Origin of the sequence: Pseudomonas sp. TUM22785 (genome assembly GCF_028198105.1) — a bacterium.
Taxonomy (GTDB): domain Bacteria; phylum Pseudomonadota; class Gammaproteobacteria; order Pseudomonadales; family Pseudomonadaceae; genus Metapseudomonas; species Metapseudomonas solani.
On record NZ_CP116239.1, the window covers coordinates 4774626 to 4798465 of the forward strand.

Annotated in this window: 25 protein-coding genes and 1 tRNA gene; 11 read left to right on the forward strand and 15 right to left on the reverse strand. The window is 64.3% G+C overall.

All coding sequences use genetic code 11. The features are described 5' to 3' along the window. Window positions 1–2: 2 nt before the first annotated feature. The 6 genes from pheT to thrS all read right to left on the reverse strand — a co-directional run bounded on the left by pheT (window position 3) and on the right by thrS (window position 6797). The gene (gene pheT, locus PI990_RS21520; RefSeq protein WP_271658429.1) at window positions 3–2381 is read right to left on the reverse strand and encodes a phenylalanine--tRNA ligase subunit beta; all 2379 of its coding nucleotides are present in this window, start codon (window positions 2379–2381) and stop codon (window positions 3–5) included. 189 nt (window positions 2382–2570) lie between these two features. After that, on the reverse strand, window positions 2571–3587 hold the full coding sequence (gene pheS / locus PI990_RS21525) for a phenylalanine--tRNA ligase subunit alpha (protein WP_043243027.1): 1017 nt from the start codon (window positions 3585–3587) through the stop codon (window positions 2571–2573). A gap of 94 nt (window positions 3588–3681) precedes the next feature. Further along, window positions 3682–4038: a 50S ribosomal protein L20 gene (gene rplT / locus PI990_RS21530; RefSeq protein WP_004422590.1), complete on the reverse strand. Its 357-nt coding sequence runs from the start codon at window positions 4036–4038 to the stop codon at window positions 3682–3684. 29 nt (window positions 4039–4067) lie between these two features. Then, on the reverse strand, window positions 4068–4262 hold the full coding sequence (gene rpmI, locus PI990_RS21535; protein WP_021701550.1) for a 50S ribosomal protein L35: 195 nt from the start codon (window positions 4260–4262) through the stop codon (window positions 4068–4070). Between the two features lie 61 nt (window positions 4263–4323). Beyond that, window positions 4324–4875, reverse strand: coding sequence for a translation initiation factor IF-3 (gene infC / locus PI990_RS21540; protein WP_169708317.1), 552 nt, complete (start codon window positions 4873–4875; stop codon window positions 4324–4326). After that, the gene (gene thrS / locus PI990_RS21545; RefSeq protein ID WP_021216952.1) at window positions 4875–6797 is read right to left on the reverse strand and encodes a threonine--tRNA ligase; all 1923 of its coding nucleotides are present in this window, start codon (window positions 6795–6797) and stop codon (window positions 4875–4877) included. The genes infC and thrS overlap by 1 nt, the downstream gene beginning before the upstream one ends. 497 nt (window positions 6798–7294) lie before the next feature. Here thrS and PI990_RS21550 point away from each other — a divergent pair, with 497 nt between their 5' ends. Both PI990_RS21550 and PI990_RS21555 read left to right on the forward strand, forming a co-directional pair. Next, window positions 7295–7456 (forward strand): hypothetical protein, encoded by a 162-nt coding sequence (locus PI990_RS21550; RefSeq protein WP_021216953.1) that lies wholly within the window; start codon window positions 7295–7297, stop codon window positions 7454–7456. A gap of 191 nt (window positions 7457–7647) precedes the next feature. Beyond that, the gene (locus tag PI990_RS21555) at window positions 7648–7800 is read left to right on the forward strand and encodes a hypothetical protein (protein WP_184488043.1); all 153 of its coding nucleotides are present in this window, start codon (window positions 7648–7650) and stop codon (window positions 7798–7800) included. A gap of 156 nt (window positions 7801–7956) precedes the next feature. Here PI990_RS21555 and PI990_RS21560 read toward each other — a convergent pair whose 3' ends face one another. The 5 genes from PI990_RS21560 to PI990_RS21580 form a co-directional block, all read right to left on the reverse strand. Continuing rightward, complete coding sequence (locus tag PI990_RS21560; RefSeq protein ID WP_184488042.1) at window positions 7957–8352, reverse strand: hypothetical protein; 396 nt, start codon at window positions 8350–8352, stop codon at window positions 7957–7959. A 176-nt stretch (window positions 8353–8528) separates the two neighbouring features. Further along, window positions 8529–8795, reverse strand: coding sequence for a hypothetical protein (locus PI990_RS21565; RefSeq protein WP_271658430.1), 267 nt, complete (start codon window positions 8793–8795; stop codon window positions 8529–8531). A gap of 156 nt (window positions 8796–8951) precedes the next feature. Beyond that, window positions 8952–9290, reverse strand: coding sequence for a hypothetical protein (locus PI990_RS21570; RefSeq protein WP_271658431.1), 339 nt, complete (start codon window positions 9288–9290; stop codon window positions 8952–8954). Between the two features lie 53 nt (window positions 9291–9343). Beyond that, window positions 9344–9718 (reverse strand): hypothetical protein, encoded by a 375-nt coding sequence (locus PI990_RS21575; RefSeq protein WP_271658432.1) that lies wholly within the window; start codon window positions 9716–9718, stop codon window positions 9344–9346. Between the two features lie 269 nt (window positions 9719–9987). After that, a tRNA-Val gene (locus tag PI990_RS21580) sits at window positions 9988–10064 on the reverse strand. Between the two features lie 183 nt (window positions 10065–10247). On the opposite strand from PI990_RS21580, the gene PI990_RS21585 reads away from it, so the two are divergent. Next, window positions 10248–11531 carry an NAD(P)/FAD-dependent oxidoreductase gene (locus PI990_RS21585; RefSeq protein WP_043246916.1) on the forward strand — a complete coding sequence of 428 codons (1284 nt, stop codon included), beginning with the start codon at window positions 10248–10250 and terminating at the stop codon, window positions 11529–11531. A 68-nt stretch (window positions 11532–11599) separates the two neighbouring features. On the opposite strand, the gene PI990_RS21590 is transcribed toward PI990_RS21585, so the two are convergent. After that, window positions 11600–12232 (reverse strand): PA2778 family cysteine peptidase, encoded by a 633-nt coding sequence (locus PI990_RS21590; RefSeq protein ID WP_271658433.1) that lies wholly within the window; start codon window positions 12230–12232, stop codon window positions 11600–11602. 319 nt (window positions 12233–12551) lie between these two features. On the opposite strand from PI990_RS21590, the gene PI990_RS21595 reads away from it, so the two are divergent. From PI990_RS21595 to PI990_RS21625, 7 genes are all read left to right on the forward strand, one after another. Beyond that, the gene (locus PI990_RS21595; RefSeq protein WP_021218003.1) at window positions 12552–12821 is read left to right on the forward strand and encodes a hypothetical protein; all 270 of its coding nucleotides are present in this window, start codon (window positions 12552–12554) and stop codon (window positions 12819–12821) included. A gap of 190 nt (window positions 12822–13011) precedes the next feature. Then, window positions 13012–13725: a DUF421 domain-containing protein gene (locus PI990_RS21600; protein WP_271658434.1), complete on the forward strand. Its 714-nt coding sequence runs from the start codon at window positions 13012–13014 to the stop codon at window positions 13723–13725. Continuing rightward, on the forward strand, window positions 13722–14753 hold the full coding sequence (locus PI990_RS21605) for a DNA topoisomerase IB (RefSeq protein WP_271658435.1): 1032 nt from the start codon (window positions 13722–13724) through the stop codon (window positions 14751–14753). Before PI990_RS21600 ends, PI990_RS21605 begins: the two co-directional genes overlap by 4 nt. A 100-nt stretch (window positions 14754–14853) precedes the next feature. Next, entirely contained in the window at window positions 14854–15861 is a 1008-nt protein-coding gene (locus PI990_RS21610) for a GlxA family transcriptional regulator (protein WP_271658436.1), read from the forward strand. 10 nt (window positions 15862–15871) lie between these two features. Next, on the forward strand, window positions 15872–16120 hold the full coding sequence (locus PI990_RS21615; RefSeq protein WP_021217999.1) for a DUF1272 domain-containing protein: 249 nt from the start codon (window positions 15872–15874) through the stop codon (window positions 16118–16120). Between the two features lie 14 nt (window positions 16121–16134). After that, complete coding sequence (locus PI990_RS21620; RefSeq protein WP_271658437.1) at window positions 16135–16644, forward strand: HPP family protein; 510 nt, start codon at window positions 16135–16137, stop codon at window positions 16642–16644. 15 nt (window positions 16645–16659) lie between these two features. Further along, complete coding sequence (locus tag PI990_RS21625) at window positions 16660–17841, forward strand: MFS transporter (protein WP_271658438.1); 1182 nt, start codon at window positions 16660–16662, stop codon at window positions 17839–17841. Window positions 17842–18853: 1012 nt separating this feature from the next. Here the strand turns inward: PI990_RS21625 and nfuA are convergent. From nfuA to PI990_RS21640, 3 genes are all read right to left on the reverse strand, one after another. Continuing rightward, a complete protein-coding gene (gene nfuA, locus PI990_RS21630) occupies window positions 18854–19438 on the reverse strand; it encodes a Fe-S biogenesis protein NfuA (RefSeq protein WP_021216800.1) in 585 nt (194 codons plus the stop codon). A 94-nt stretch (window positions 19439–19532) separates the two neighbouring features. After that, window positions 19533–21812 (reverse strand): fatty acid cis/trans isomerase, encoded by a 2280-nt coding sequence (locus PI990_RS21635; protein ID WP_271658439.1) that lies wholly within the window; start codon window positions 21810–21812, stop codon window positions 19533–19535. Window positions 21813–21948: 136 nt separating this feature from the next. Next, on the reverse strand, window positions 21949–22917 hold the full coding sequence (locus PI990_RS21640) for a hypothetical protein (protein WP_271658440.1): 969 nt from the start codon (window positions 22915–22917) through the stop codon (window positions 21949–21951). 416 nt (window positions 22918–23333) lie between these two features. Between PI990_RS21640 and PI990_RS21645 the strand changes: the two genes are divergently transcribed. Beyond that, window positions 23334–23837, forward strand: coding sequence for a hypothetical protein (locus PI990_RS21645; protein ID WP_271658441.1), 504 nt, complete (start codon window positions 23334–23336; stop codon window positions 23835–23837). Window positions 23838–23840: the final 3 nt, after the last annotated feature.

Consider the following 23840-nt stretch of genomic DNA (forward strand, 5'->3'; position numbering starts at 1 on the left):
CGCTACTTCCTTAACGTGGCGTTGAACCTTTCTTCCAGCGAGGTGACGATGTTCTGCGTTGTGGTGTTCACCTCATCGTCGTTAAGAGTGCGCGATGGATGCTGCCAGGTCAAGCCGACGGCCAGGCTTTTTCTAAGCGGATCAATACCTTTACCGTGATAGACGTCAAATAGCCTGAGGTCCGTCAACCACTCGCCCGCCGCCTCGCGGATGGTGTCGAGTACGGCCTCGGCGGCCACCTCGCGATCCACCAGCAGGGCCAGGTCGCGACGCACTTCGGGGAAGCGCGAAAGCTCGCGGAATTTGGGCAGGCGGCCGCGCATGACTTCAGCCAGAACCAGCTCGAAGAGGTAGACCGGCTGATCCAGGTCCAGGGCTTTTGCCAGCTCGGGGTGGATGGCGCCGAGGTAGCCGACCAGTTGGCCGTCACGCTCGATGCGGGCGGTCTGGCCCGGATGCAGGGCGTGGTGCTCACCGGGTACGAAGTCGAAACCGTCCAGCGCACCGGCGGCGCCGAGCAGGGCTTCGACGTCGGCCTTCACGTCGTAGAAGTCCACGCCGTCACGGCCGTGGGCCCAGGCTTCGGGCAGGCGCTTGCCGCAGACGACGCCGGCGAGCATGGCTTCCTGCTTGAGCCCTTCCAGCTGGCCGACGAAGCGCAGGCCACTTTCGAACAGGCGGACGCGACCCTGCTGGCGGTTGAGGTTGTGCTGCAGCGCTTTGACCAGGCCCGGCCACAAGGAGGAGCGCATGGCGGCCATGTCGGCGGAGATGGGGTTGGCCAGCATCAGCGGCTGCACGCCAGGGTTGAACAGCTCGAACAGCTTGGGATCGATGAAGCTGTAGGTGATCGCTTCCTGGTAGCCACGGGCGACCAGCAGGCGACGCAGGGCCGGCAGCTCGACGGCGGATTCGGAGCGAGCCTTGGGCGCCAGGCGTGCTTGCGGGTAGCGAACCGGCAGGCGGTTGTAGCCGTAGAGGCGGCCGAGCTCTTCGATCAGGTCCACTTCCAGGCTGATGTCGAAGCGGTGGCTGGGGACTTCAACCGTCCATTGGCCCTGGCCAGCGGAGGTGACACCCAGGCCTAGCGCGGTGAGCAGGCGCTCGACTTCGGCAGCGTCCATTTCCATGCCCAGCATCTGGGCGATGCGCTCGGCACGCAGGGTGACCGGGGCGACGCTCGGCAAATTGGCTTCGCTGACGCTTTCGATGATGGGGCCGGCTTCGCCGCCGACGATGTCCAGCAGCAGCGCGGTGGCGCGCTCCATGGCTTCGCGGGCGAGTTGCCAGTCCACGCCACGCTCGAAGCGGTGCGAGGAGTCGGTGTGCAGGCCATAGGAACGGGCCTTGCCGGCAACGGCGATGGTGTCGAAGAAGGCGGCTTCGAGGAACAGGTCGCGGGTCTTGTCGCTGACGCCGCTGTGCTCGCCACCCATTACGCCGGCGATGGCCAGGGCGCGGGTGTGGTCGGCGATGACGAGGGTGTCGGCACGCAGGCTGACTTCCTGGCCGTCGAGCAGGACGATCTTCTCGCCCTCCTCCGCCATGCGCACGCGGATGCCGCCGTTGATTTCGGCGAGGTCGAAGGCGTGCATCGGCTGGCCGAGTTCGAGCATCACGTAGTTGGTGATGTCGACGGCGGCGTCGATGCTGCGCACGTCGGCGCGACGCAGGCGCTCGACCATCCACAGCGGGGTCGGCTTGGAGAGGTCGACATTGCGCACCACGCGGCCGAGGTAGCGCGGGCAGGCCTTGGGCGCGAGGACTTCGACCGGGCGCACTTCGTCGTGGGACGGAGCGACCGGGGCGATGGCCAGGCGGGTGACCGGGGCGTCGTAGAGCGCGCCGACTTCGCGGGCGAGGCCGGAGAGGTTGAGGCAGTCACCACGGTTGGGGGTGAGGCCCAGCTCGATGACGACGTCGTCCAGCTCCAGGTAGCGGCGGAAGTCTTCACCCACCGGCGCATCGGCGGCGAGCTCCATGAGGCCACCGTGGTCTTCGCTGATCTTCAGTTCGTTGGCCGAGCAGAGCATGCCGAAGGATTCGACACCGCGCAGCTTGGCTTTCTTGATCTTGAAGTCGCCCGGCAGCTCGGCGCCGATCATGGCGAAGGGGATCTTCAGGCCAGGGCGCACGTTGGGCGCGCCACACACTACCTGGAAGGTTTCGCTGCCGTTGCTGACCTGGCATACGCGCAGCTTGTCGGCGTCGGGGTGCTGTTCGGTGCTCAGCACCTCACCCACGACCACGCCACTGAAGGCGCCGGCAACGGGGGTGACGCTGTCCACTTCCAGGCCGGCCATCGACAGACGGGCCACCAGCTCGTCGCGGGATACCTGCGGGCTTACCCAGCTCCGCAGCCACTGTTCACTGAATTTCATCCAGCTCTCCTAAGGATTCGTTTCGGCCACGTGCATGGGTGGTCGGCTTTCGCGCCCCCTCGCATTCACGCGGGAGGCGGTGAGCCCGCTGACGGGTTCTCTCACCGGGCCCCACCAGAGGCGGGGCGCTCGCTACACAGCTACAACAAAACACTCAACGCACGGGGCATTCGTTTCTGACGGCGCGGCCTAGCGGAATTGCGCGAGGAATCGCAGGTCGTTATCGAAGAACAGGCGCAAGTCGTTGACGCCATAGCGGAGCATGGCCAGACGCTCGACGCCCATGCCGAAGGCGAAGCCCTGGTACTTCTCCGGGTCGATGCCGGACATGCGCAGCACGTTGGGGTGGACCATGCCGCAACCCATCACTTCCAGCCAGCCGGTCTGCTTGCACACGCGGCAACCTTTGCCGGAGCACATGACGCATTGCATGTCGACTTCGGCCGAAGGCTCGGTGAAGGGGAAGAAGGACGGGCGGAAACGCACGCCGAGGTCCTTCTCGAAGAACACGCGGAGGAATTCCTCGATGGTGCCCTTGAGGTCAGCGAAGCTGATGCCCTCGTCGACCAGCAGGCCTTCGACCTGGTGGAACATCGGCGAGTGGGTGATATCCGAGTCGCAACGGTAGACACGACCCGGGCAGACGATGCGGATCGGCGGTTGCTGGGATTCCATGGTGCGCACCTGGACCGGCGAGGTGTGGGTACGCAGCAGCATGTTGGCGTTGAAATAGAAGGTGTCGTGCATCGCCCGGGCCGGGTGGTGGCCGGGGATGTTGAGCGCTTCGAAGTTGTGATAGTCGTCTTCGACCTCAGGGCCTTCGGCGATGCCGTAGCCGATGTGGGTGAAGAACTGCTCGACGCGCTCCAGGGTACGGGTGACCGGGTGCAGGCCGCCGGAGACCTGGCCACGACCAGGCAGGGTGACGTCGATGCGCTCGGCCGCGAGCTTGGCGCCGAGGGCGGCCTGCTCAAGCGAATCCTTGCGGGCATTCAGGGCGTCTTGTACGCGTTCCTTGGCGGTGTTGATCAGGGCGCCGACTTTGGGGCGCTCTTCCGCCGGCAGGTCGCCCAGGGTCTTCATCACCTGAGTCAGTTCGCCTTTCTTGCCAAGGTAATGAACGCGAATCTGCTCAAGGGCATTCACGTCGTCGGTGTTTTGCACTGCCTCAAGCGCTTGAGAGACCAGCGCATCCAGATTTTCCATGTACAGACTCCAGATACGAAATAGGGGAAGAGCACAAGGCTCTTCCCCTATTGGTGACGTTCAGCACCGGGATAGCCCGGTGATTGTCGGGGACTTAAGCCAGTACGGCTTTCGCTTTCTCGACAATCGCAGCAAACGCCGCTTTTTCGTTCACTGCCAGATCGGCCAGAACCTTGCGATCGATCTCGATGGCCGCTTTTTTCAGGCCAGCGATCAGACGGCTGTAGGACAGACCGTTCAGACGAGCACCAGCGTTGATACGAGCGATCCACAGAGCGCGGAACTGACGTTTGCGCTGACGACGGTCACGGTAGGCGTATTGGCCAGCCTTGATCACCGCCTGCTTGGCAACGCGGAACACGCGGCTGCGTGCGCCGTAGTAGCCTTTGGCGAGTTTCAGAATCTTTTTGTGACGCTTGCGAGCGATAACGCCGCGCTTAACACGAGCCATGAGTAGCTTCCTCTAGATATCTTGACCGATTAACGAACGCGCAGCATGCGCTCGACTTTTGCTTTGTCCGACGGATGCATCAGTTCGCTACCGCGAAGTTGACGCTTACGCTTGGTGGACATCTTGGTCAGGATGTGGCTCTTGAAAGCGTGCTTGTGTTTGTAGCCAGCAGCGGTCTTGAGGAAACGCTTGGCTGCACCGCTCTTGGTTTTCATCTTTGGCATGTTCGGATACTCCGCATTGAGTGATTACGCATAACCGCAAGGCCTGCCAGTGCCCTGGTGGTTACTTTTTCTTTTTGGGAGCGATGACCATCATCAGCTGGCGTCCTTCCAGCTTAGGATGCTGTTCAACGGTGCCGAGTTCGGCGAGGTCAGCTTCGACCCGCTTCAACAGCTCCATGCCCAGCTCCTGGTGAGCCATCTCACGACCACGGAATCGAAGCGATACCTTGGCCTTGTCTCCCTCATTAAGGAAACGTACCAGGTTGCGTAGTTTTACCTGGTAATCCCCTTCTTCCGTCCCTGGACGAAACTTGATTTCTTTGATCTGTTGCTGGTGCTGATTCTTCTTCGCCGCAGCAGCCTGCTTCTTCTTCTCGAACAGGTGCTTGCCGTAGTCCATGATCCGACATACGGGCGGCACTGCATCAGCGGAAATTTCCACCAGATCCAGCTTGGATTCTTCAGCAGCGCGAAGCGCTTCATCAATCGAGACGACGCCAATTTGCTGGCCGTCTGCACCAATCAGTCGCACCTCTCGAGCCGAGATATTCTCGTTAATCGGGGCCTTAGGTGCAGCTCGTTTATCTTGTCTCATTTCACGCTTAATAATGATTACTCCAATTCTTGGCGACCACGCCGGGAAACCGCCTGCGCAAGCGTAGTGACGAATTGGTCGAGGGGCATGGAGCCCAGATCGACGCCTTCACGGGTTCGCACAGCAACGGATCGTGTCTCAACCTCCCGATCTCCAATAACCAGGAGATAGGGAACCTTGAGCAAAGTATGCTCGCGGATTTTAAAGCCGATTTTTTCGTTTCTCAAGTCGGACTTGGCACGGAACCCGCTTTGGTTGAGAGTTTTTTCAACCTCGAGGGCAAAATCGGCCTGCTTGTCGGTGATATTCATGATCACCGCCTGGGTCGGCGCGAGCCACGCCGGGAACAGGCCCGCGTAGTGCTCGATGAGCATGCCGATGAAGCGCTCGAAGGAGCCGAGGATGGCGCGGTGCAACATCACCGGGCGCGTACGGCTGTTATCTTCGGCGATATAGCTGGCATCCAGACGTTCCGGAAGGTTCGGATCGTACTGCAGGGTGCCGCACTGCCAGTTACGGCCGAGGCAGTCCTTGAGGGTGAATTCGATCTTCGGACCGTAGAAAGCACCTTCACCCGGCTGGTATTCCCAGGCCAGGCCGGACTCGTTGAGGGCGTCGGCGAGGGCACCTTCGGCACGATCCCACAGTTCGTCGGATCCCACGCGTTTGGCCGGGCGAGTCGACAATTTCATCGACACATCGCCGAAGCCGAAGTCCGAATACACCTGCAGCGTCAGCTTGATGAAATCGGCCGCCTCTTTCTTCACCTGTTCTTCGGTGCAGAAGATGTGGGCGTCGTCCTGGGTGAAACCGCGCACGCGCATGATGCCGTGCAGGGCGCCGGACGGCTCGTTACGGTGGCAAGCACCGAACTCGGCCAGGCGCAGCGGCAGGTCGCGGTAGGACTTCAGGCCTTGGTTGAAGATCTGCACGTGGCACGGGCAGTTCATCGGCTTGACGGCGTAGTCGCGGCTCTCGGAAGCCGTGGTGAACATGTTCTCGGCGTAGTTGGACCAGTGGCCCGAACGCTCCCAGAGGATGCGATCGACGACCTGGGGCGTACGCACTTCCACATAGCCGTGCTCACGCTGCACCTGGCGCATGTACTGCTCCAGCACCTGGTACAGGGTCCAGCCATTGGGGTGCCAGAACACCATGCCCGGCGCCTCTTCCTGCAGGTGGAACAGGTCGAGCTGCTTGCCGATGCGACGATGGTCGCGCTTCTCGGCCTCTTCGATGCGCTGGACGTAGGCGGCCAGCTGCTTCTTGTCGGCCCAGGCGGTGCCATAGATACGCTGCAACTGCTCGTTCTTCGAGTCGCCGCGCCAGTAGGCACCGGAAATCTTGGTGAGCTTGAACGCTTTCAGGAAGCGGGTGTTGGGCACGTGCGGGCCCCGGCACATGTCCACGTACTCCTCATGGAAGTACAGGCCCATGGCCTTCTCGTCCGGCATGTCCTCGACCAGGCGCAGCTTGTAGTCCTCGCCGCGGGCCTTGAACACTTCGATCACCTCGGCGCGCGGGGTGACCTTCTTGATGACGTCGTAATCCTTGTCGATCAGCTCGGCCATGCGCTTCTCGATGGCCGCCATGTCATCAGGCGTGAAGGAGCGCTCGAAGGCGATGTCGTAATAGAAGCCTTCATCGATGACCGGGCCGATCACCATGCGGGCGGTCGGGTACAGCTGCTTGACGGCATGCCCGACCAGGTGGGCGCAGGAGTGACGAATGATTTCGACCCCAGCCTCGTCCTTGGGGGTGATGATCTGCAGGGTCGCGTCGTTTTCGATCAGGTCGCAGGCATCGACGAGCTTGCCGTCGACCTTGCCGGCGACGGTGGCCTTGGCCAGACCAGCACCAATGGATTGCGCCACCTCGAGTACGGATACCGGGTGATCGAACGAACGCTGACTGCCGTCGGGAAGAGTAATGATGGGCATGGCGCCTCCTCTCCTAGTGGTGACCTCTACCAAAGGCCACATGGGTTGGGATGAGCCAGTAATTGATCCGGGGGTATGCCTGCCACACGATGACAGAGCCCGAAGGCCAACCGAGCCGAACCAGAGTCACTGGAGGTGTCGAGAACCGCGGATGCTTCCAGAAACAGATGACACTGACAAGCTTCCGATGCCACCCGCACACCTTTATATAGGCAGCACGGACGGCAGCGAGAGTGCGAACGTCACGAGAAGATCGGGAGAGACCGCGCGGTCGCGCACTCTACCACAAAAAAATCAACGTCTTAGAAGCGCCCCGGCACGAGAAGCCCTCTCCCACCGGCAAGCGAGCAGAGACAGCGACATCGCCACCCCAGGCACAGCGCAGCCTGACACTCTTTTGCCATCATTGAAATGTGATGAGAATCACACAGATTTACCGATCAGTTCACAAACGCACTGATATGCTCCGGCGAATCCATCGACCAAGGAGCCCTACGATGAAGGAACAACGTACTTTCCTTGCTCTCCGTGCCCACATTGACGAGCTGCTCAGGGACGGAGCCAGCATCATCAGTCGCGACCCTCTCACCCTGAAGGTCAGCGGCCATCTCTATCGCGTCAACTACGGCATGCTGATCAGCCACTCCGTAGCCGCCTGACCGCGCCCGGGCGCTCTCGCCCGGCGCTGCCCCGCCCTCCCCGCCCGACACCTCCTCGACGGCGTTCCTGACTGCACATCCACGTTTCGAACGAATAGTCAAAAGCGTACAAAGCGCAACGGAATTTCGGAACGCGAGCCCTGTCACAGCTACTGCTATTCTGCTCGCATCTTCCCAGGGGAGACTCATCCGTGAAGGAACAACGGAATTTTCATGCCTTGCGTGCGCATATCGATGAGTTGCTCAAGGACGGGGCACGAATCATCGGACGGGAACCACTCACCATCAGGATCAACGACGGCCTCTACCGTGTACTGCACGGCATGCTGATCGCCGATATCTGAAACCAGACCCGACGCACCGCCTCGCCACCTCCACCAGCGCGACAACCTCGCACTGCGGCTTTCCTTTATTGCGCAATCCCCTTCAGGCACTCATCGCCCGCCGCCATCTGCCGCCAGCGGGGCATGAAGCACCACGCCCAGACGCGCGAAACCTCATCAGGGAATGAACACCGGCTCCTCGGGCGCAGACTCTGAGTGATCGTCATCGCTATTCGACCAGCCCGCCCCGGCACCGAAGTCCAGCGCCTGAGTCTGCAGGTTGTAGCCGACATCCCCACCACTGAAGTAGCCCTCGCCCTGGTAGGCGACACCGATGTTCGGCCGGAAAGCGGACGATGCGAACAGATAGTCGAGGCCGACGGAGCCCACCATCTCGTTGTCCTGGTCATCGCTGAACGCCTTGACACCCGCCGCCACGCCACCGCCGAAGACATAGCTCACCCCGACACCGAAGCCGATGTCGCTCGCCTGCGCCGCGCCGCCCATCGATAGCAGCACAGCCCAAGCCGCCACCGACATCGCCCGACGGCCGAAATCGATTCGCTTGCTCATGGCAAACGCCTCCTCGCTCGTAAATGCATTTTCAAGCGTAGAGAGCCTGCGGATATATCCAAGCGAAGCGGGACCACTTTTCCGATATATGGACATCTACCAAGGCGACCCAGCGAGCCCAAACGACAGAAACAAAAAGCCCGGCGCAAGACCGGGCTCATCGATACGCGCAACACTCACTTCATCGAATTGGCGAAGGCATTCCACTCCTCGGTCGCCTTGAGCGCCGCCTCGCGGTGCTTGCGAACCGCCTCGTTCTGCTCGGTCACGAAAGCCGTGATGCACTTGTTGTAGCTGTCGACATCGCGGGTGAACTGGTCGCGATGCGCCTCATCCCTGAACTGCGCCGGCACATCCGGCCGCTTGCAATCATGGTGAGGGGTAGCCGATTCAGCGAAAACAGCAGGCGAGACCAGGAGAAGTACGGCGAGAGCTTTGCGCATTCGTTTCCTCACGAGAAGCCGGCAGCTTCCCTCAGCGGCGACCATAAAAAGAAGCCGGAAAACTAAAACGCGCGGCCAGTCGAGTCAAGCAAGGTGCGCCACCAGAAGCCCAGGCCTTTCAATACACATTTACCTGGAGAAGCGACCGACACCGGCTCACTTGAGCGGACCCGCCGCCCGCCAGGTCCCGGGCGCCTGAAGCAGCGAGGCCTTGCTGGGTAGATCCCGACAGGCACGATAGGCAATCGCCTGGGACCTCTGGCCCTGCTCCACCAAAGCCCCCGCCTCGACACCCTCATAGCCCCACTCAGCCGCCAGGCAGTCGACCCACAAGGACTCGACCCCGCCCTTTCCATTGCCGAGCCTGATCACCGCCTTGGAGTCATCGACCCGCTCAACCGAGGCCACCTTCAGCCCACCGCCGACCAGATCCTGCGCAGATGCGGCCATGGGCATCATCGCCAACACAAGAACACCACAAAGATAGATACGCACTTAATCCTCTCCCTGGATGGGTAAAGCGAATGCACAAGACACAAACCGTGCGATCAAGGGCAAGCGCCGGCCGGCGAGCGGACAATCCTGGCGCTCGATGACGAAGTGGTTTCAGCCCCTGCATAGGCATCCCTGTTCAAAAGCTGTTGGCCGCCAGCCTCATCGATGACCGAGTAGTTGCCATCGGAAAGCGCGCGCCAGCAGCCCCTGACTTCGGCGCCTTCGCTGCGCGCAACATAAGCGTGCCTCTCGGTAGCACGCGAAACAGGCAGCTCGCACGCTCTCTCGAGGAAAAGCACGTCTGGCACATCGCCCAGCGAGAACGCATCGCCAACACATTGATGCCCCTTATCAGCCCGCACCAGCACCTGCTCAGCGCTGGCGGCACTGGCAAACAACGCGCACAGCATTCCCATTGCGTATTTCATGGTGATCCTCCGTGAACAGAATCGAGCGACCTGAAGCCCAGATTGTGAGCTGCGCGCCCTAGGAGAATCCAGAGCTTCCTAGAGGAGGAGATAGCCACCATCCATTAGAGGGGCGCACGGAGAAGGAGATCGGGCACCAGCGGGCGCAGGCAGGCTTGAAAGCCTGAACCATGAGGAGGGCCCGGAAGCCCATTGAAGGAAAGTCGGAAACAAAAAAGGGCGACCCTTTCGGATCGCCCCTCATGCGCTGCAGTGATGCAGCTTCGAATTGGTAGGCACAATTGGACTCGAACCAACGACCCCCACCATGTCAAGGTGGTGCTCTAACCAACTGAGCTATGTGCCTTCGATGGGTGCGCATTCTACAGCCATGCTTTTCGGCGTCAACAACTTTTTTCGCTAACTGCCTGAAAAAGTGAAGTTTTTGTTGTTCAACGCCGCGTTAAATATCTTGCACAGCCCCTAGCCGGCTATTTTCAACTCGGGTAGCATCACGCCATCCGTAAAAAATAAAAAACAGAGATTCAAGATGACGCACACTCCCTACCCCCAATCCTATTACGCAGCATCGGCCAACCCGGTACCGCAGCGGCCGGAGCTGGTCGGCGAGACCGAGACCGACATCTGCATCATCGGCGCCGGTTACACCGGGCTGTCCACCGCCCTCTTCCTCCTGGAAAACGGCTTCAAGGTCACCATCGTCGAAGCGGCCAAGGTCGGTTTCGGCGCGTCCGGCCGTAACGGCGGGCAGATCGTCAACAGCTACAGCCGCGACATCGATGTGATCGAGCGCACCGTCGACCCGAAGCAGGCGCAACTGCTCGGCCAGATGGCGTTCGAAGGCGGCCGCATCATTCGCGAGCGCATCGCCAAGTACAACATCCAGTGTGATCTGAAGGATGGCGGTGTGTTCGCCGCCATCACGCCCAAGCAGATGGGCCACCTGGAGTCGCAGAAGAAGCTCTGGGAACGCTACGGCCACACCCAGCTGGAGCTGCTGGATGCCAAGCGCATCCGCGAGGTAGTGTCGACCGAGAACTATATAGGCGGCATGCTCGACATGAGCGGCGGCCACATCCACCCGCTGAACTTGGCCTTGGGCGAGGCGGCGGCGGTGGAATCCCTCGGCGGCATCATCCATGAGCAATCCCCGGCCATTCGCGTGGAGCGCGGCGCCAACCCGGTCGTACACACGCCCAAGGGCCGCGTGAAGGCCAAGTTCGTGGTTGTGGCCGGTAACGCCTACCTGGGCAACCTGCTGCCCGAGCTGGCGTCCAAGTCCATGCCGTGCGGCACCCAGGTGATCACCACCGAGCCGCTGTCGGAAGAAATGGCCAAGAGCCTGCTGCCCCAGGATTACTGCGTCGAAGACTGCAACTACCTGCTGGACTACTACCGCCTCACCGGCGACAACCGCCTGATCTATGGCGGCGGCGTGGTCTATGGCGCCCGTGACCCGGCGAACATCGAGGCGATCATCCGCCCGAAGATGCTCAAGACCTTCCCGCAGCTGAAGAACGTGAAGATCGACTACGCCTGGACCGGCAACTTCCTGCTGACCCTCTCGCGCCTGCCCCAGGTCGGCCGTATCGGCGACAACATCTATTACTCCCAGGGCTGCAGCGGCCACGGCGTCACCTACACCCACCTGGCGGGCAAGGTACTGGCCGAAGCACTGCGCGGCCAGGCAGAGCGTTTCGACGCCTTCGCCAGCCTGCCGCACTACCCCTTCCCGGGTGGCCGCCTGTTCCAGGTACCGTTCAGCGCCATCGGCGCCTGGTACTACAGCCTGCGCGACAAGCTGGGGATCTGATCCCCGCGAGATGAAAACGGCGCCCTCGGGCGCCGTTTTTCATTGGGGCTGCGGCCCCGCCAGAACAATCAGTGCAGCTGCTTCCTGGCGATATTCGCCGCATCGGCCTGCCCGGCACCGGCCAGCGCATCGACGGCCTGGGTCCAGCGCGACCTATCCGCTTCGGCGGGCAGCTGGTTCGGCGCCTGCACCAACGCGGCCCAGTGGCCAGCGCCTTCCCAACCCGACTCGAACTCCGAGAAGCTCATCGGCAGGCGGCGTATGCCCCCGGCACGCAGGAGCAGTACCTGCTTATTGCGGTCGTAGCCCACCACCAGCGCGTAGCGCCAGGACGGCAGCCAGCCGTAGCCCTGGCGCATGTGCACCAGCACCGGGTTGCCCGCCGCCACCTGTACCAGCAGGTCTTCCAACTGGTCGCCCAGCGGGTACAGCAGCAACCCATGGCGGTTCACCACGCCCGCCAGGTTCTGTTGCAGTGCCTCTTCCCGTTCGGGCAGGCGCAGCTCCTTTTCCACCATGCCCGGCGTCACCGTCTCGCCCTGCAGGGTGAACAGTGCAGCCAGACTGGCCGGCGCGCTCTGGTAAACGTGCTGGGCGAAGAAGGGCACGTTGCTCAGCTCCACCGCTTCGGGCAGGGCACGCAGCCTGGGCGAGGTGGGCTGGACGGAACAGGCGGCCAGCAGGATGGAAAACGCGAGCACGGCACAGCCGGCAAGGGATCGGTCAAGGCGAATAGGCACTGCATCTACCCCGGTGGTTCAGGTGCATGGCGGACACCGACGCGAGCGGCCGGTACATGGCGCACCTGTATACCCGAGGCACGCCCGGCAACGCACGGAAATGACGGTTTTTCGAGACCGTTATCACCAATCCATTCATTGCCGCGACAAATAGTTATTTATTCACGACGGCCTGTGACTTCCGAGTCAGGTTTCGCCATCCATATCCACGACGGCACACAAACGGTCGAGCCGACTGGGTCCGTCACCTCAATGGGCACAATACGGAGAGACCCACCCCATGAATGCAACACTGCGCTTCAACGAAGCCCTGATCATCGCCGGCCGCGCCTTCCAACCCTTCCAGTGCGTGGCCTGGGCCCCACAGGACGGCAACGGCGAGCTGAGCCTCAGCGTCATCGACCGCACCAGCACCCGCCTGCTGGGCCGCTCGAAAATCGCCAGCAGCACCTATTCCGATCCCGAACAACTGGCCAGCATCCTCAAGCAGTCCCGCGAGGAGCTGAGCCGCCAAGGTTACAGCCTCGCCCCCTGGGAGATGCCCGAGTAATACCTCCCAGCGCTGTGCCCACTGCGCGGCGGGCAGCTTCCCGGCTGCCCGCCCTGGCGTTATCGCAACGCCGCCTCGCTTTTCACTGAAGACATTCCCCCGCCTTCGCTGTCCATAACCTTGCAGCCCGAGCACACGCGGCAACCCGCCCGCGCCAGCCTCGCTCGCCCGCGCAAGGAGCACACAGGCCATGAGCCCATTCGACTGGCACCGCATCCTCATCGATGAGTTCCCCCTGAGCTTCCTCGCGGAAGTCGCGCTACGCGCCCTCTTCGCCTTCGTCGTGGTCTTCGCCTTCCTGAAGATTTCCGGGCGCCGTGGCGTGCGGCAGATCTCCCTGTTCGAGGTGCTGGTCATCCTCACCCTCGGCTCTGCGGCCGGCGATGTCTCCTTCTATGAAGACGTGCCCCTGCTGCCGATCCTCGTGGTCTTCACCACCCTGCTGGTGCTCTACCGCGTCACCACCTACGCCATGGAGCGCAACCGCCGCTTCGGCGCCTGGCTGGAGGGCGAGCCGGTGGTGATCATCCGCGACGGCCTCTACGACATCGACGCACTGGCCCGCAACAACATCTCCAGCGACGAGTTCTTCATGGAGCTGCGCCGCCAGAGCGTCGAGCACCTGGGCCAGGTAAGGCTGGCGATACTCGAGGTGAATGGCGACGTCAGCCTGTATTTCTTCGATGACAGCGAAGTGCGCGCGGGCCTCTCCGTGCTACCCCGCCAATTGCGCCAGAGCGTGGAGCGCCCCAGCGCGGATGGCCTCTACGCCTGCAACCGGTGCGGTTTCACCCAGCACCTCGCCCAGGGGCAGAACGCCCATTGCCCCCGCTGCGACGGCCAGGCCTGGTCACGCGCCCTGGGCCGCAAGCACCAGGCCTCACCCGTGGAGGCACACGCATGACAGCCGCAACGCCGCCCGCCCTGCCGCCACAACTGCGCTACGTCGAGGACAGCATGCCCGGCTTCGCCCGGCGCCTGAGCCGCGGCAAGTTCGTCTACATCGACCTGGCCGGCAAACCGATACGCGACGAGCTGGAGATCCAGCGCATCAACAAGCTCGCCATCCCGCCCGCCTACCAGCAGGTGTGGATCTGCGCCGACCCGCAGGGCCATATCCAGGCCACCGCCCGCGATGCCCGCCAGCGCAAGCAGTACCGCTACCACCCGCTGTGGATCGAGATACGCGACGCCGCCAAGTACGAGCGCCTGCTGCGCTTCGGCCAGGCCCTGCCGGCCCTGCGCGGGCGCATCGACCTGCACCTGGGCGAAGCGGGGCTGGGCCGCGACAAGGTGATGGCCGCCGTGGTCGCCCTGCTCGACCGCACCCTGATCCGCATCGGCAACAGCCGCTACGCGCGGGACAACAAATCCTTCGGCCTCACCACCCTGCGCACCCGCCATGTCGCCGTGAAGGGCAACAACATCCGCTTTGAATTCAAGGGCAAGAGCGGCATCGAGCACAGCGTCCGGCTCAGCAGCCCGCGCCTGGCGCGCATCCTCCGCCGCTGCCTGGAGCTGCCCGGCCAGCACCTGTTCCAATACCTGGACGAGGGCGCCGAGCGCCGCACCGTCAGCTCCCACGACATCAACGACTACCTGCGCAGCCACGCCGGCGAAGACTTCACTGCCAAGGACTACCGCACCTGGGCTGGCAGCGCCCTGGCCCTGGAGCACCTGCGCAAGCACCGCTGGCAGGACGAAGCCACGGCGAAGAAGCACCTGGTGGAGGTCATCCGCCAGGTGTCCAGCGAACTGGGCAACACCCCAGCCATCTGCCGCAAGTGCTACGTCCACCCCGCCATAATCGACGCCTTCCTCGCCGGCGAACTACAGGGCCTGAAGAAGGCCCGCAAGCGTAAGGGCCTGAGTGCCGAGGAAGCCTCGCTGATGCATTTCCTCCAGGCGCTGCACGTCGCCCCGGCGGGCTGAGCGCCTGGCCAAGGACTTGGCAATATCTGTGGGGTTATTGTCATTGTCGCCAAACCCGGCAGGACGCAGACTGGCACCATCAACCTGATGGAGCCCCGCCATGGCCCCCTTGCGCACCATCGCCTGCCTTGCATTCGACGACGTGATGAGCCTGGACGTGACCGGCCCGCTGCAGGTGTTCGCCTCGGCCAACGTCGAGCGCCAGCGCCAGGGCCTGCCCGATGCCTATGGCATCCGCCTGATCGGCACCGAAGCCGGTGCGGTGAAGACCTCCGCCGGCTTCGCCCTGGTCGCCGAGGCCGCCTATCACGAGGTCGACCCGGCCTCCCTCGACACCCTGCTGGTGGCAGGCGGCATGGGCGTCGAGCGCATGTGCCGCAAACCATCGCTGCTGGCCTGGCTGCGTGACGCCGAGCCCCAGGTGCGCCGGCTCGGCTCCATCTGCTCCGGTGCCCTGATCCTCGCCGCCGCCGGCCTGCTCGCCGGGCGCAGCGCCACCACCCACTGGTCCGACGTACCCGCCCTGGGCGGCTATTGCGATATCGACGTGCAAGGCGACCGCCTGCACACCTACGACCCCACCGGCCGCGATGGCGACCCCCATGTGTTCACCTCCGCCGGGGTCACCGCCGGCATCGACCTGGCCCTGGCGCTGGTGGAGGCCGACCTCGGCCGCACCATGGCGCTGGCGGTGGCGCGCCGGCTGGTGCTGTTCCTGCGCCGCCCCGGTGGCCAGGCGCAGTTCAGCGCCCTGCTCAATTGCGAGCCCAGCCGCACGCCGCGCCTCGCCGCCCTGCTGGAATGGATACCCGGCAACCTCGGTGGCGATCTCTCGCTGGAGGCCCTGGCCAGCCAGGCCAGCATGGCGCCGCGCAGCCTGTCCCGGGTCTTCGTCCAGGAGCTGGGCATGGGCCCCGGCAAGTACATCGAACGGGTGCGCCTGGAGGCGGCCCGCGCGCTGCTGCAGGACGCCCAGGCCTCCATCGCCACCGTGGCCCGCCTCACCGGCTTCGGCCACCCGGAAAACCTGCGCCGCACCTTTCACAAACACCTGTCCATCAGCCCGCAGGAATACGCGGAACGCTTCGGACGCCCCAACCAAGCCTGAGGAAACCGCCATGCTCGAACTGCGCCCCAACTGCGAATGCTGCGACAAGGACCTGCCACCCGACTCCGCCGAGGCGATGATCTGCTCCTTCGAGTGCACCTTCTGCCGCGACTGCGTCGAAACCCACCTTGCCGGCCACTGCCCCAACTGCGCCGGCAAGCTGGTCGGGCGCCCCATCCGTCCCGCCGCCAAGCTCGCCGCCAACCCGCCGTCGAGCCAACGCATCCACAACCCTGCTGGCTGCGCCAAGCGCGCCTGAACCGGAAGACGACCATGCTCGAACTGGTGAAGAAATTCCGTGGCGACGCCGTCGCCCTGCCCCCACGCCCCGCCACGCGCCAGGTGTTCATCGCCTGGCTCGGCGGCGTCCTGGCCATTGCCAGCATCGCCGGCCTGGGCGACGCGCTGACCCTGAGCCTGCTGCTCGGCTCCTTCGGCGCCTCCTGCGTGCTGGTCTTCGGCTTCCCCGACGTGCCCTTCTCGCAGCCGCGCAACGTGGTCTTCGGCCACCTGCTGAGCACCTTCACGGGCCTGGCCTTCCTGTATGTCTGCGGCCCGCACTGGTGGGCCGTGGCACTGGCGGTGGGCAGCGCGATCGCCCTGATGATGCTGACCCGGACCGTGCACCCGCCGGCCGGCTCCAATCCGGTGATCGTCTTCCTCCTGCAGCCGGGCTGGGACTTCCTGCTCTACCCCACCCTCAGCGGCGCCCTGCTGCTGGTGCTGGTGGCGCTGGTCTACAACAACGCGAGCCGCGAGGCCCGCTACCCCAAATACTGGTAAGCCGCCGAGGTCCCCATGCTGCTGCGCAACCCGAGCATCCGCCTGCTGTTCGCCGGCCAGGCACTGTACTGGAGCTGCTCGATGATCGGCATCACCCTCACCTCGCTGGTGGGGCTGCAACTGGCGCCGCTCAACGCCCTGGCCACCCTGCCGCTGGCGCTGCTGGTACTGGGCAACCTGCTGGCGGTGCAGCCGCTGTCGTTGTTCATGCAGCGCCACGGTCGCCGCCCGGGGCTGATGCTCGGCGCCGCCGCCGGCGTACTGGGCGGCCTGGCCAGCGCCCTGGGCGTCTGGCTTGGCGACTTCATCCTGCTGTGCCTGGGCGCGCTGCCGATCGGCGCCTACCAGGCCTCGGCCATGTACTACCGCTTCGCCGCCCAGGAAGCCGTGGACGACAGGCACAAGGGCCGCGCCACCGCCTATGTGGTCGGTGGCGGCATCTGCGCCGCGCTGCTGGCACCGAGCCTGGCGCTCTGGTCGCGCAACGCCCTGGAAACGCCCTTCGTCGGCGCCTACCTCGCCATCGCAGCCCTGGCGCTGGTCGCCCTCGTGCTGCTGCGCCTGCTGCGTGAAGGCCAGGCACCCAGGCCGCCCAAGGCCGGCTGGGCGGCCACCCAGGCCCTGCTCAAGCGCCCGCTGGTCCGCGCCGCCATCGCCACCACCGCCATCGGCCACGGGCTGATGATCCTGGTGATGAACGCGACGCCCCTGGCCATGAGCTTCTGCGGCCTGCCACTGGAAGCCGGGTCGGAGGTGATCCGCTGGCACATGCTCGGCATGTTCCTCCCCGCCTTCGCCGCCGGCCCGCTGGTGGACCGTTTCGGCAGCCGCCGCGTGGCCCTGGTGGGCGCGGTGCTGTTGCTCCTGAGCGCCGGCATCGCCCTGGCCGGGCTGGGCATGGGGTATTTCCTGGTGAGTTCGTTCCTGCTGGGGCTGGGCTGGAACCTGATGCTGGTGGCCGGCACCACCCTGCTGGCGGAAGGGCACAACGCCGACGAACGCGGCCAGGCCCAGGCACTGATGGAACTGTGCAACAGCCTGGTGGCCGCCTGTGCCTCCTTCGCCTCCGGCGCGCTGATCACCGGCCTCGGCTGGGGTGCGGTGAACATCGGCATGCTGCCGCTGGTGGCGGTCGTCCTGCTGGCGCTCTTCTCGGTACGCCGCAGCAAGGTCGCCCACGCCGAAGCCACACCCTGATCGCCGCCCCGCATCGCGCCCCCTCGGGAAATTACAGATCGTAGGATGGGAAGAGCTCTGCGAATCCCATCGATTCGGTGTATCCCCGAACACCGAACAGCATGGGTTTCGCTGCGCTCTACACCATCCTACGGCGCTTATCGCGCAGCAAAGGCAGGGCGGGGGAAACCCGCGAGAGACCTCTGTGGATCGTAGGATGGGAAGAGCTGCGCGAATCCCATCGATTCGGTGTATCCCCGAACACCGGGCAGTATGGGTTTCGCTGCGCTCTACGCCATCCTACGGCGCTTATCCCGCAGCAAAGGCAGGGCGGGGGAAACCGCGAGAGACCTGTGCGGGTCGTAGGATGGGAAGAGCTCCGCGAATCCCATCGATTCGGTGCATCCCCGAACACCGGGCAGCATGGGTTTCGCTGCGCTCTACGCCATCCTACGGCGCTTATCCCGCAGCAAAGTAGGGCGGGGGAAACCCGCGAGAGACCTGTGCGGGTCGTAGGATGGGAAGAGCTCCGCGAATCCCATCGATTCGGTGTATTCCCGAACACCGGGCAGCATGGGTTTCGCTGCGCTCTACGCCATCCTACGTTGCTTACTCCGCAGCAAAGTAGGGCGGGGGAAACCCGCGAGAGACCTGTGCAGATCGTAGGATGGGAAGAGCTCCGCGAATCCCATCGATTCGGTGTATCCCCGAACACCGGGCAGCATGGGTTTCGCTGCGCTCTACGCCATCCTACGGTGCTTACCCCGCAGCAAAGTAGGGCGGGGGAAACCCGCGAGAGACCTGTGCGGGTCGTAGGATGGGAAGAGCTCTGCGAATCCCATCGATTCGGTGTATCCCCGAATACCGGACAGCATGGGTTTCGCTGCGCTCTACGCCATCCTACGGTGCATGTCGCGCGGCAAACATGTGCCCTCGACAAGCCCTGAATGACCGTAGCCCGGGCTTCAGCCCGGGAAATCACAGGCACAAAAAAGGCAGCCCGAGGGCTGCCTTCTTCTTGCCGCTGCACGCCTCAGTAATAGGCGTTTTCGCGGTTGCTGTGGTCGGTGACGTCACGCACGCCCTTCAGCTCGGGGATGCGCTCGAGCAGGGTGCGCTCGACGCCGTCCTTGAGGGTCAGGTCGACCTGGCCGCAGCCCTGGCAGCCGCCGCCGAACTGCAGCACGGCGATGCCCTCCTCGACCACGTCCACCAGGCTCACCTGGCCGCCGTGGCTGGCGAGGCCGGGGTTGATCTCGGTCTGCAGGTAGTAGTTGATGCGTTCGTTCAGCGGGCTGTCTTCATTGACCATCGGCACCTTGGCGTTCGGCGCCTTGATGGTCAGCTGGCCGCCCATGCGGTCGGTGGCGTAGTCGACCACGGCGTCGTCGAGGAAGGGCTCGCTGACGGCATCGATCCAGGCGGTGAAGGAAGCCAGGGCCAGCGGGGTGTCCTCGGGCTTCTGCTCACCGGGCTTGCAGTAGGCGATGCAGGTCTCGGCGTACTGGGTACCCGGCTGGGTGATGAAGACACGGATGCCGATACCGCTGGTGTTCTGCTTCGACAGCAGGTCAGCCAGGTAATCTTCGGCTGCCTGGGTAATGGTGATGGCGCTCATGGCAACTCCTCGCAAACATGGGGCGCAGTGTACGCCAATCAGGTCCTACGGATAAAGTCCTAGTATTTTAGTAGGAATTATTCGCGACAACTTCTCAGAAATTCTGATAGCGGTTCATATCCAGCACGCCCGCCTCCACCGGCTCGGTTTCGCGGATGTAGGCCGAGAGGTCGTGGAAGTAGCGCCAGAACTGCGGGTGGCTGCGGCGGACGCCCCAACGCTCCACCACCTTGTCGAAGGCCGCCGTGTCCTTGACCTGGCCCAGGGCGCTGACGAACTCCGGCACCTCCTCGGCGCGCAGGTTGAACAGGAAGTTCGGGTAGCTGGTGAGCACGCCGGGGTAGATGGTCAGGGTGTCCAGCCCCGGCTGGTAGCGCAGTTCCTCGCCCATCATGAAGGCCACGTTGCTGTGGGCACGGTTGCGCAACACGCTGTAGACCTCGCGGTGCCCGTCCGCCAGCTCGACGCGCAACAGCGTCGCCTCCGGCATCTGGTCGATCACCTTGAGCCCCGCCGCCGGCCGGCTGACCAGCTGGCTCAGGGCCTGCTCGGCCTGTTGCAGCGCCGGGTCGATACCCGGGCGGTAGCAGTTGCCGGTGGTGCAGCGGTTGATCGGGTCCGGCCGCGCATTGAGGTCGGCGTAGCGCTTGAGCAGCTGCGCGGCGAAGGAGCCCTTGGCGCGCTCCACCGGGAGGAACAGCCCGGTGGGCGTGTCGTCGTCGATGTCCTCGTAGTCCAGCCACATCTTCAGCTTGCCGCTGTTCTGGTACCAGTCATCGAGGATCGCGGTGCGCGACTCGGCCGGCATCAGGCGCAGGAAGTTGACCTCGGCACCATTGCGGATCAGGTCGAAGTACAGCCGCGTCTGCGCCTGGTGGGAGACGTTGCCATACACGTCGAAGTTGACCACCAGCTGGTAGTAGGTGCGCTCCAGCAGCGGGTAGTCCATCAGCCACATCGTCTGCGGCACCTCGCCGATCAGCCCCTTGCGCACGAAGGCACTGTCGAACTGGCGGTAGATGGACAACAGCGCGTTGTCGTTGCCGGTCCAGATATCCGCCCAGGTGGGGACCGGCGCGGCGGCATAGGCGTCGCGGCGCAGCTCCTCGTAGGCGTTGCGCTTGTCGCGGTAGCTGTACCACAGGCTCAGCAGCCCGCCGATCTCGTCGAACTGCCCGGGCATCGCCAGCAGCGGCGTCGCCTCGCCGCGGTAGGCGGCATCGGTGACGTAGAGGTCGTGTTGCGGGTCCTGGAACAGGGCCCAGAAGTTATCGCGGATCACGTCCGTGGCGATCTGCCCCCGGCACACCGGCCCGCGGATGAAGGTACGCACGAAGTACTCGGCGTTATCCAGCATGAACTGGTAGCGCGCCTGGGCCGGGATGGCCTCGAAGGTCTCGAAAGGGTTGGCCCGGCGCTGGGCGCCATAGCCCGGCACCTTGTCGGTGCTCCAGTCGCTGCCGAAGAACAGTTCGTTGACCCGTGCCAGCTTGGCGTCGTCCAGCGGGTAGGTGATGTGCGTCTTGTGCACGATCACGCCCTGGATGGGCCACAGGCGGTAGTAGAAGTCGGTGCCCGGGTCATCGTTGGGGCGACGCGTGGCGATGGGGTCGATGGGCTTGCCGCTGGGCGTACGCGAGCGCACCAGCTGGAAGAAATGCCCGCTCTTGCCGCCATCGAAATACAGGTGGGCGAGGAACAGGTGCTCGAACAACCAGCGCCCCACCAGCACCTCGCGGGCGCCACGGGCGTTGAGCAAGGCCTCCCACTCGGCCACCTGGCGCGCCTCGTCGGGCGTGGGCGTCGGCGCGACCTCTTCAACCGGTGCGCCGGCCGCCAGCCAGCGCTGCAGGGTCTGGTACTGCTGGTCGTCCAGCCCAGTCACGGCGAAGGGCATGCCGGCGTGGGCGAACGTCTTCGCGTAGCCGTCGAACTCCCCCGGCGCCGGGCACTGGTTCTCGCGGTTGATGCTGATGTCCAGGTCCGCCGGCAGCTTGGCATTGGGCACGAGCGGCGTGCTGTGGCCCAGCTCCAGCATGCGCGCCATCAGGGCAGCCTGGGAGGCCTGGCCGTGCAGTACGGAATAGAAGTCCTTCTGCCGCCAGGCCGCTTCGCCACGGGCGTCGAAATACAGCCGGGTGGTGGGTTGGGCCTGGGTGCGGGTGCCGTCGTAGACCGGCTTCTTGGTCGCCCCGCGCGTGGCGCCCTCGGCGCTGCCCAGGTTGAGCTGGCACGGCGAGTCGTAGCAGGCGTGGCAGGCCACGCACTTCTCGGTGAAGATCGGCTGGATGTCGCGGCTATAGGAAATATCCTCGGCCTGCGCCGCAGCGCCCAGGAACAGGAGGGCGGCGGCGAACAACGCGCGATACGGCATGAAGCATTTTCCTTGGCGAACGGACCGGCGGATTCTACCGGCATCCGCGCTGCGCTGCAGCGCACCGGTAGCCAAGGTGGTAGCGATGGGCTGCGCCCTCGCGGCGCAGCGCCATCGCCCAGCTAGCCGCAGCGGCTCAGCTGTAGGTCAGGCCCAGGCCGGCGGCGATGCGCTCCAGGGTGGCCTTTTCTTCCTTGCTGATCTTGCTGCCGAAGCCGAGGAAGCCGCCGGAAGCCGAGGCCACCGTCTTGCCCAGGCCCAGCAACGCCTGCTTGAACGCCTGCGCCTCCTCCGGCGCCACCTTGGTCTCGACGATCAGGCGGATGCGCAGCAGTTCCTGGGCGTGGTTGAACGGCGTGGTCAGCAGTTCAGTCAGCAGCTGCGGCACATCGGTGATGACGTTGGTGATGATGCGCGAGTACAGCTCGCCACCTTCCTTGGCCGAATCCCCCAGTTGCTTGACGAAGGCCTGGGCCTCCTTGTTGTCGAGCTTGCCATCGGCGGCGGCCACCAGCAGGAACACCATGAAGGGCGCGCGGCGCAGGGCCTGGAACTCCTCGGCGGTGAAATTGGTGTTCTCCTGGCCGTGGAAGCCGGAGCTTTCGCCCGCCTGATCGACGAAGTTGCTGTTCCACACCTCCAGGGCTTCCTCGTTGTTCTCCAGGCCATCGAAGAAGGCAGCGGCCAGCTCCTGGAGTTCGTCGTTGGAGAAGCCCGCGCCAGCGGAGGCCTTCGGCTTGTGCACGGCGAAGCCGGCTTGGTGGCCGGCGTTGCGATAGGGCAGCAGCCACTGGAAATGGCGCTGTTTGTCCGAAGCGAAGCGGATGTCGACGATCAGGCAGTCGGTCTTGCCGGTGGGCAGGGTGACCAGGCCGTCGCGGATGAACACGGCGCCCAGCTTGTCTGCGGCCAGGTTGGTGATGCGCGCATCGCCCTGCTGCATGGCCTCCACCGAGCTGTCCATGAACAGCCGTTCCATGCTGGTCTGCTGGTCCGTGCCCAGGTAGCCGACGATGGGGATCAGCATCTCGCCGGTGGCGACGCCCTGTACTGCATGACCGGCCCAGTAGCCGGCCATTTCCATCACTTTCTTCGCCTGTTCCATCGAACTGCTTCCTTGTATGTGCTCAGTCTTGCGTGCGGTGTGGGGTATTCGGGTGGCGTGTCTTTCGCCTCTTGGTGGGCCTTGCCCTGCTGCACTAGCGAGGTGCCAGCATCAATCTGCAACAGCCGCGCCTGCCTGTGAAGAGCGGCAGCCGGCTTTCGTGACCCAGATCGACAATCCGAGGCACTCGCCGCCCCACCGCCCGTCCGCCAGGGCCTGCCGAGCGTTGCAGACGTGAACGCCGTCATCTCTCACGGCGAGCCGCCGGCGTATCCTGCCGCCACGCCAGACCGCCAGGGATGATGTCGGCGCAGCTACAGGGACCGTTCTCGGGGCCGCCGTCCGGCTCTCCCCCTCCTGAACTGCAGCCGAACGCCGCCCGGCCGGCCCCCGCCATGCCACAGGAGACCCTGACCATGAAACCCCTCGCCGGCGCCCTTGCCGCCCTGACCCTCAGCGCCTGTGCCCAGGCGTCCGATTGCGGCTTCGCGCCGCTGAAACTGGTGGCGAGCCCCGAGGCGCCCACCACCTTCGTCGGCGACGGCCAGCACCTGCAGGTGCGCTTCGTCAACGAGAACCCGGACATCGCCGAGCCCGACTCCTTCCCCGAGCCGCCGGTGGTGCTGCTGGACAAGGCCAGCGGCAAGAGCTGCACCATCGAGGACGGCGGCATCTGGGCCCGCGACCCGCTGTTCCTCAGCCGCGACGAGAAGCGCCTGGTGACCTACGAATTCAGCGGCTCCAACGGCGAGCTGGTGGCCTACGACACCGCCACCTGCAAGGTGCTGCACCGCCAGGACATCACCGGCAAGCGCGCGTCCATCGAGGGCGAAGAGCTGGTGCTGGGCGCCGACTGCGACGACACCGGCAACTGCAAGACCCACGCAAAGCAACCCGTACAGCCTTTCTGCAAACCCTGATAG

Bases quoted from the DNA above. Each gene is read 5' to 3' on its own strand.
- pheT (WP_271658429.1), bottom strand. From the start codon at position 2,381: ATGAAATTCAGTGAACAGTGGCTGCGGAGCTGGGTAAGCCCGCAGGTA.
- pheS (WP_043243027.1), bottom strand. From the start codon at position 3,587: ATGGAAAATCTGGATGCGCTGGTCTCTCAAGCGCTTGAGGCAGTGCAA.
- rplT (WP_004422590.1), bottom strand. From the start codon at position 4,038: ATGGCTCGTGTTAAGCGCGGCGTTATCGCTCGCAAGCGTCACAAAAAG.
- rpmI (WP_021701550.1), bottom strand. From the start codon at position 4,262: ATGCCAAAGATGAAAACCAAGAGCGGTGCAGCCAAGCGTTTCCTCAAG.
- thrS (WP_021216952.1), bottom strand. From the start codon at position 6,797: ATGCCCATCATTACTCTTCCCGACGGCAGTCAGCGTTCGTTCGATCAC.
- PI990_RS21550 (WP_021216953.1), top strand. From the start codon at position 7,295: ATGAAGGAACAACGTACTTTCCTTGCTCTCCGTGCCCACATTGACGAG.
- PI990_RS21560 (WP_184488042.1), bottom strand. From the start codon at position 8,352: ATGAGCAAGCGAATCGATTTCGGCCGTCGGGCGATGTCGGTGGCGGCT.
- PI990_RS21565 (WP_271658430.1), bottom strand. From the start codon at position 8,795: ATGCGCAAAGCTCTCGCCGTACTTCTCCTGGTCTCGCCTGCTGTTTTC.
- PI990_RS21575 (WP_271658432.1), bottom strand. From the start codon at position 9,718: ATGAAATACGCAATGGGAATGCTGTGCGCGTTGTTTGCCAGTGCCGCC.
- PI990_RS21585 (WP_043246916.1), top strand. From the start codon at position 10,248: ATGACGCACACTCCCTACCCCCAATCCTATTACGCAGCATCGGCCAAC.
- PI990_RS21595 (WP_021218003.1), top strand. From the start codon at position 12,552: ATGAATGCAACACTGCGCTTCAACGAAGCCCTGATCATCGCCGGCCGC.
- PI990_RS21600 (WP_271658434.1), top strand. From the start codon at position 13,012: ATGAGCCCATTCGACTGGCACCGCATCCTCATCGATGAGTTCCCCCTG.
- PI990_RS21605 (WP_271658435.1), top strand. From the start codon at position 13,722: ATGACAGCCGCAACGCCGCCCGCCCTGCCGCCACAACTGCGCTACGTC.
- PI990_RS21610 (WP_271658436.1), top strand. From the start codon at position 14,854: ATGGCCCCCTTGCGCACCATCGCCTGCCTTGCATTCGACGACGTGATG.
- PI990_RS21615 (WP_021217999.1), top strand. From the start codon at position 15,872: ATGCTCGAACTGCGCCCCAACTGCGAATGCTGCGACAAGGACCTGCCA.
- PI990_RS21620 (WP_271658437.1), top strand. From the start codon at position 16,135: ATGCTCGAACTGGTGAAGAAATTCCGTGGCGACGCCGTCGCCCTGCCC.
- PI990_RS21625 (WP_271658438.1), top strand. From the start codon at position 16,660: ATGCTGCTGCGCAACCCGAGCATCCGCCTGCTGTTCGCCGGCCAGGCA.
- nfuA (WP_021216800.1), bottom strand. From the start codon at position 19,438: ATGAGCGCCATCACCATTACCCAGGCAGCCGAAGATTACCTGGCTGAC.
- PI990_RS21635 (WP_271658439.1), bottom strand. From the start codon at position 21,812: ATGCCGTATCGCGCGTTGTTCGCCGCCGCCCTCCTGTTCCTGGGCGCT.
- PI990_RS21640 (WP_271658440.1), bottom strand. From the start codon at position 22,917: ATGGAACAGGCGAAGAAAGTGATGGAAATGGCCGGCTACTGGGCCGGT.
- PI990_RS21645 (WP_271658441.1), top strand. From the start codon at position 23,334: ATGAAACCCCTCGCCGGCGCCCTTGCCGCCCTGACCCTCAGCGCCTGT.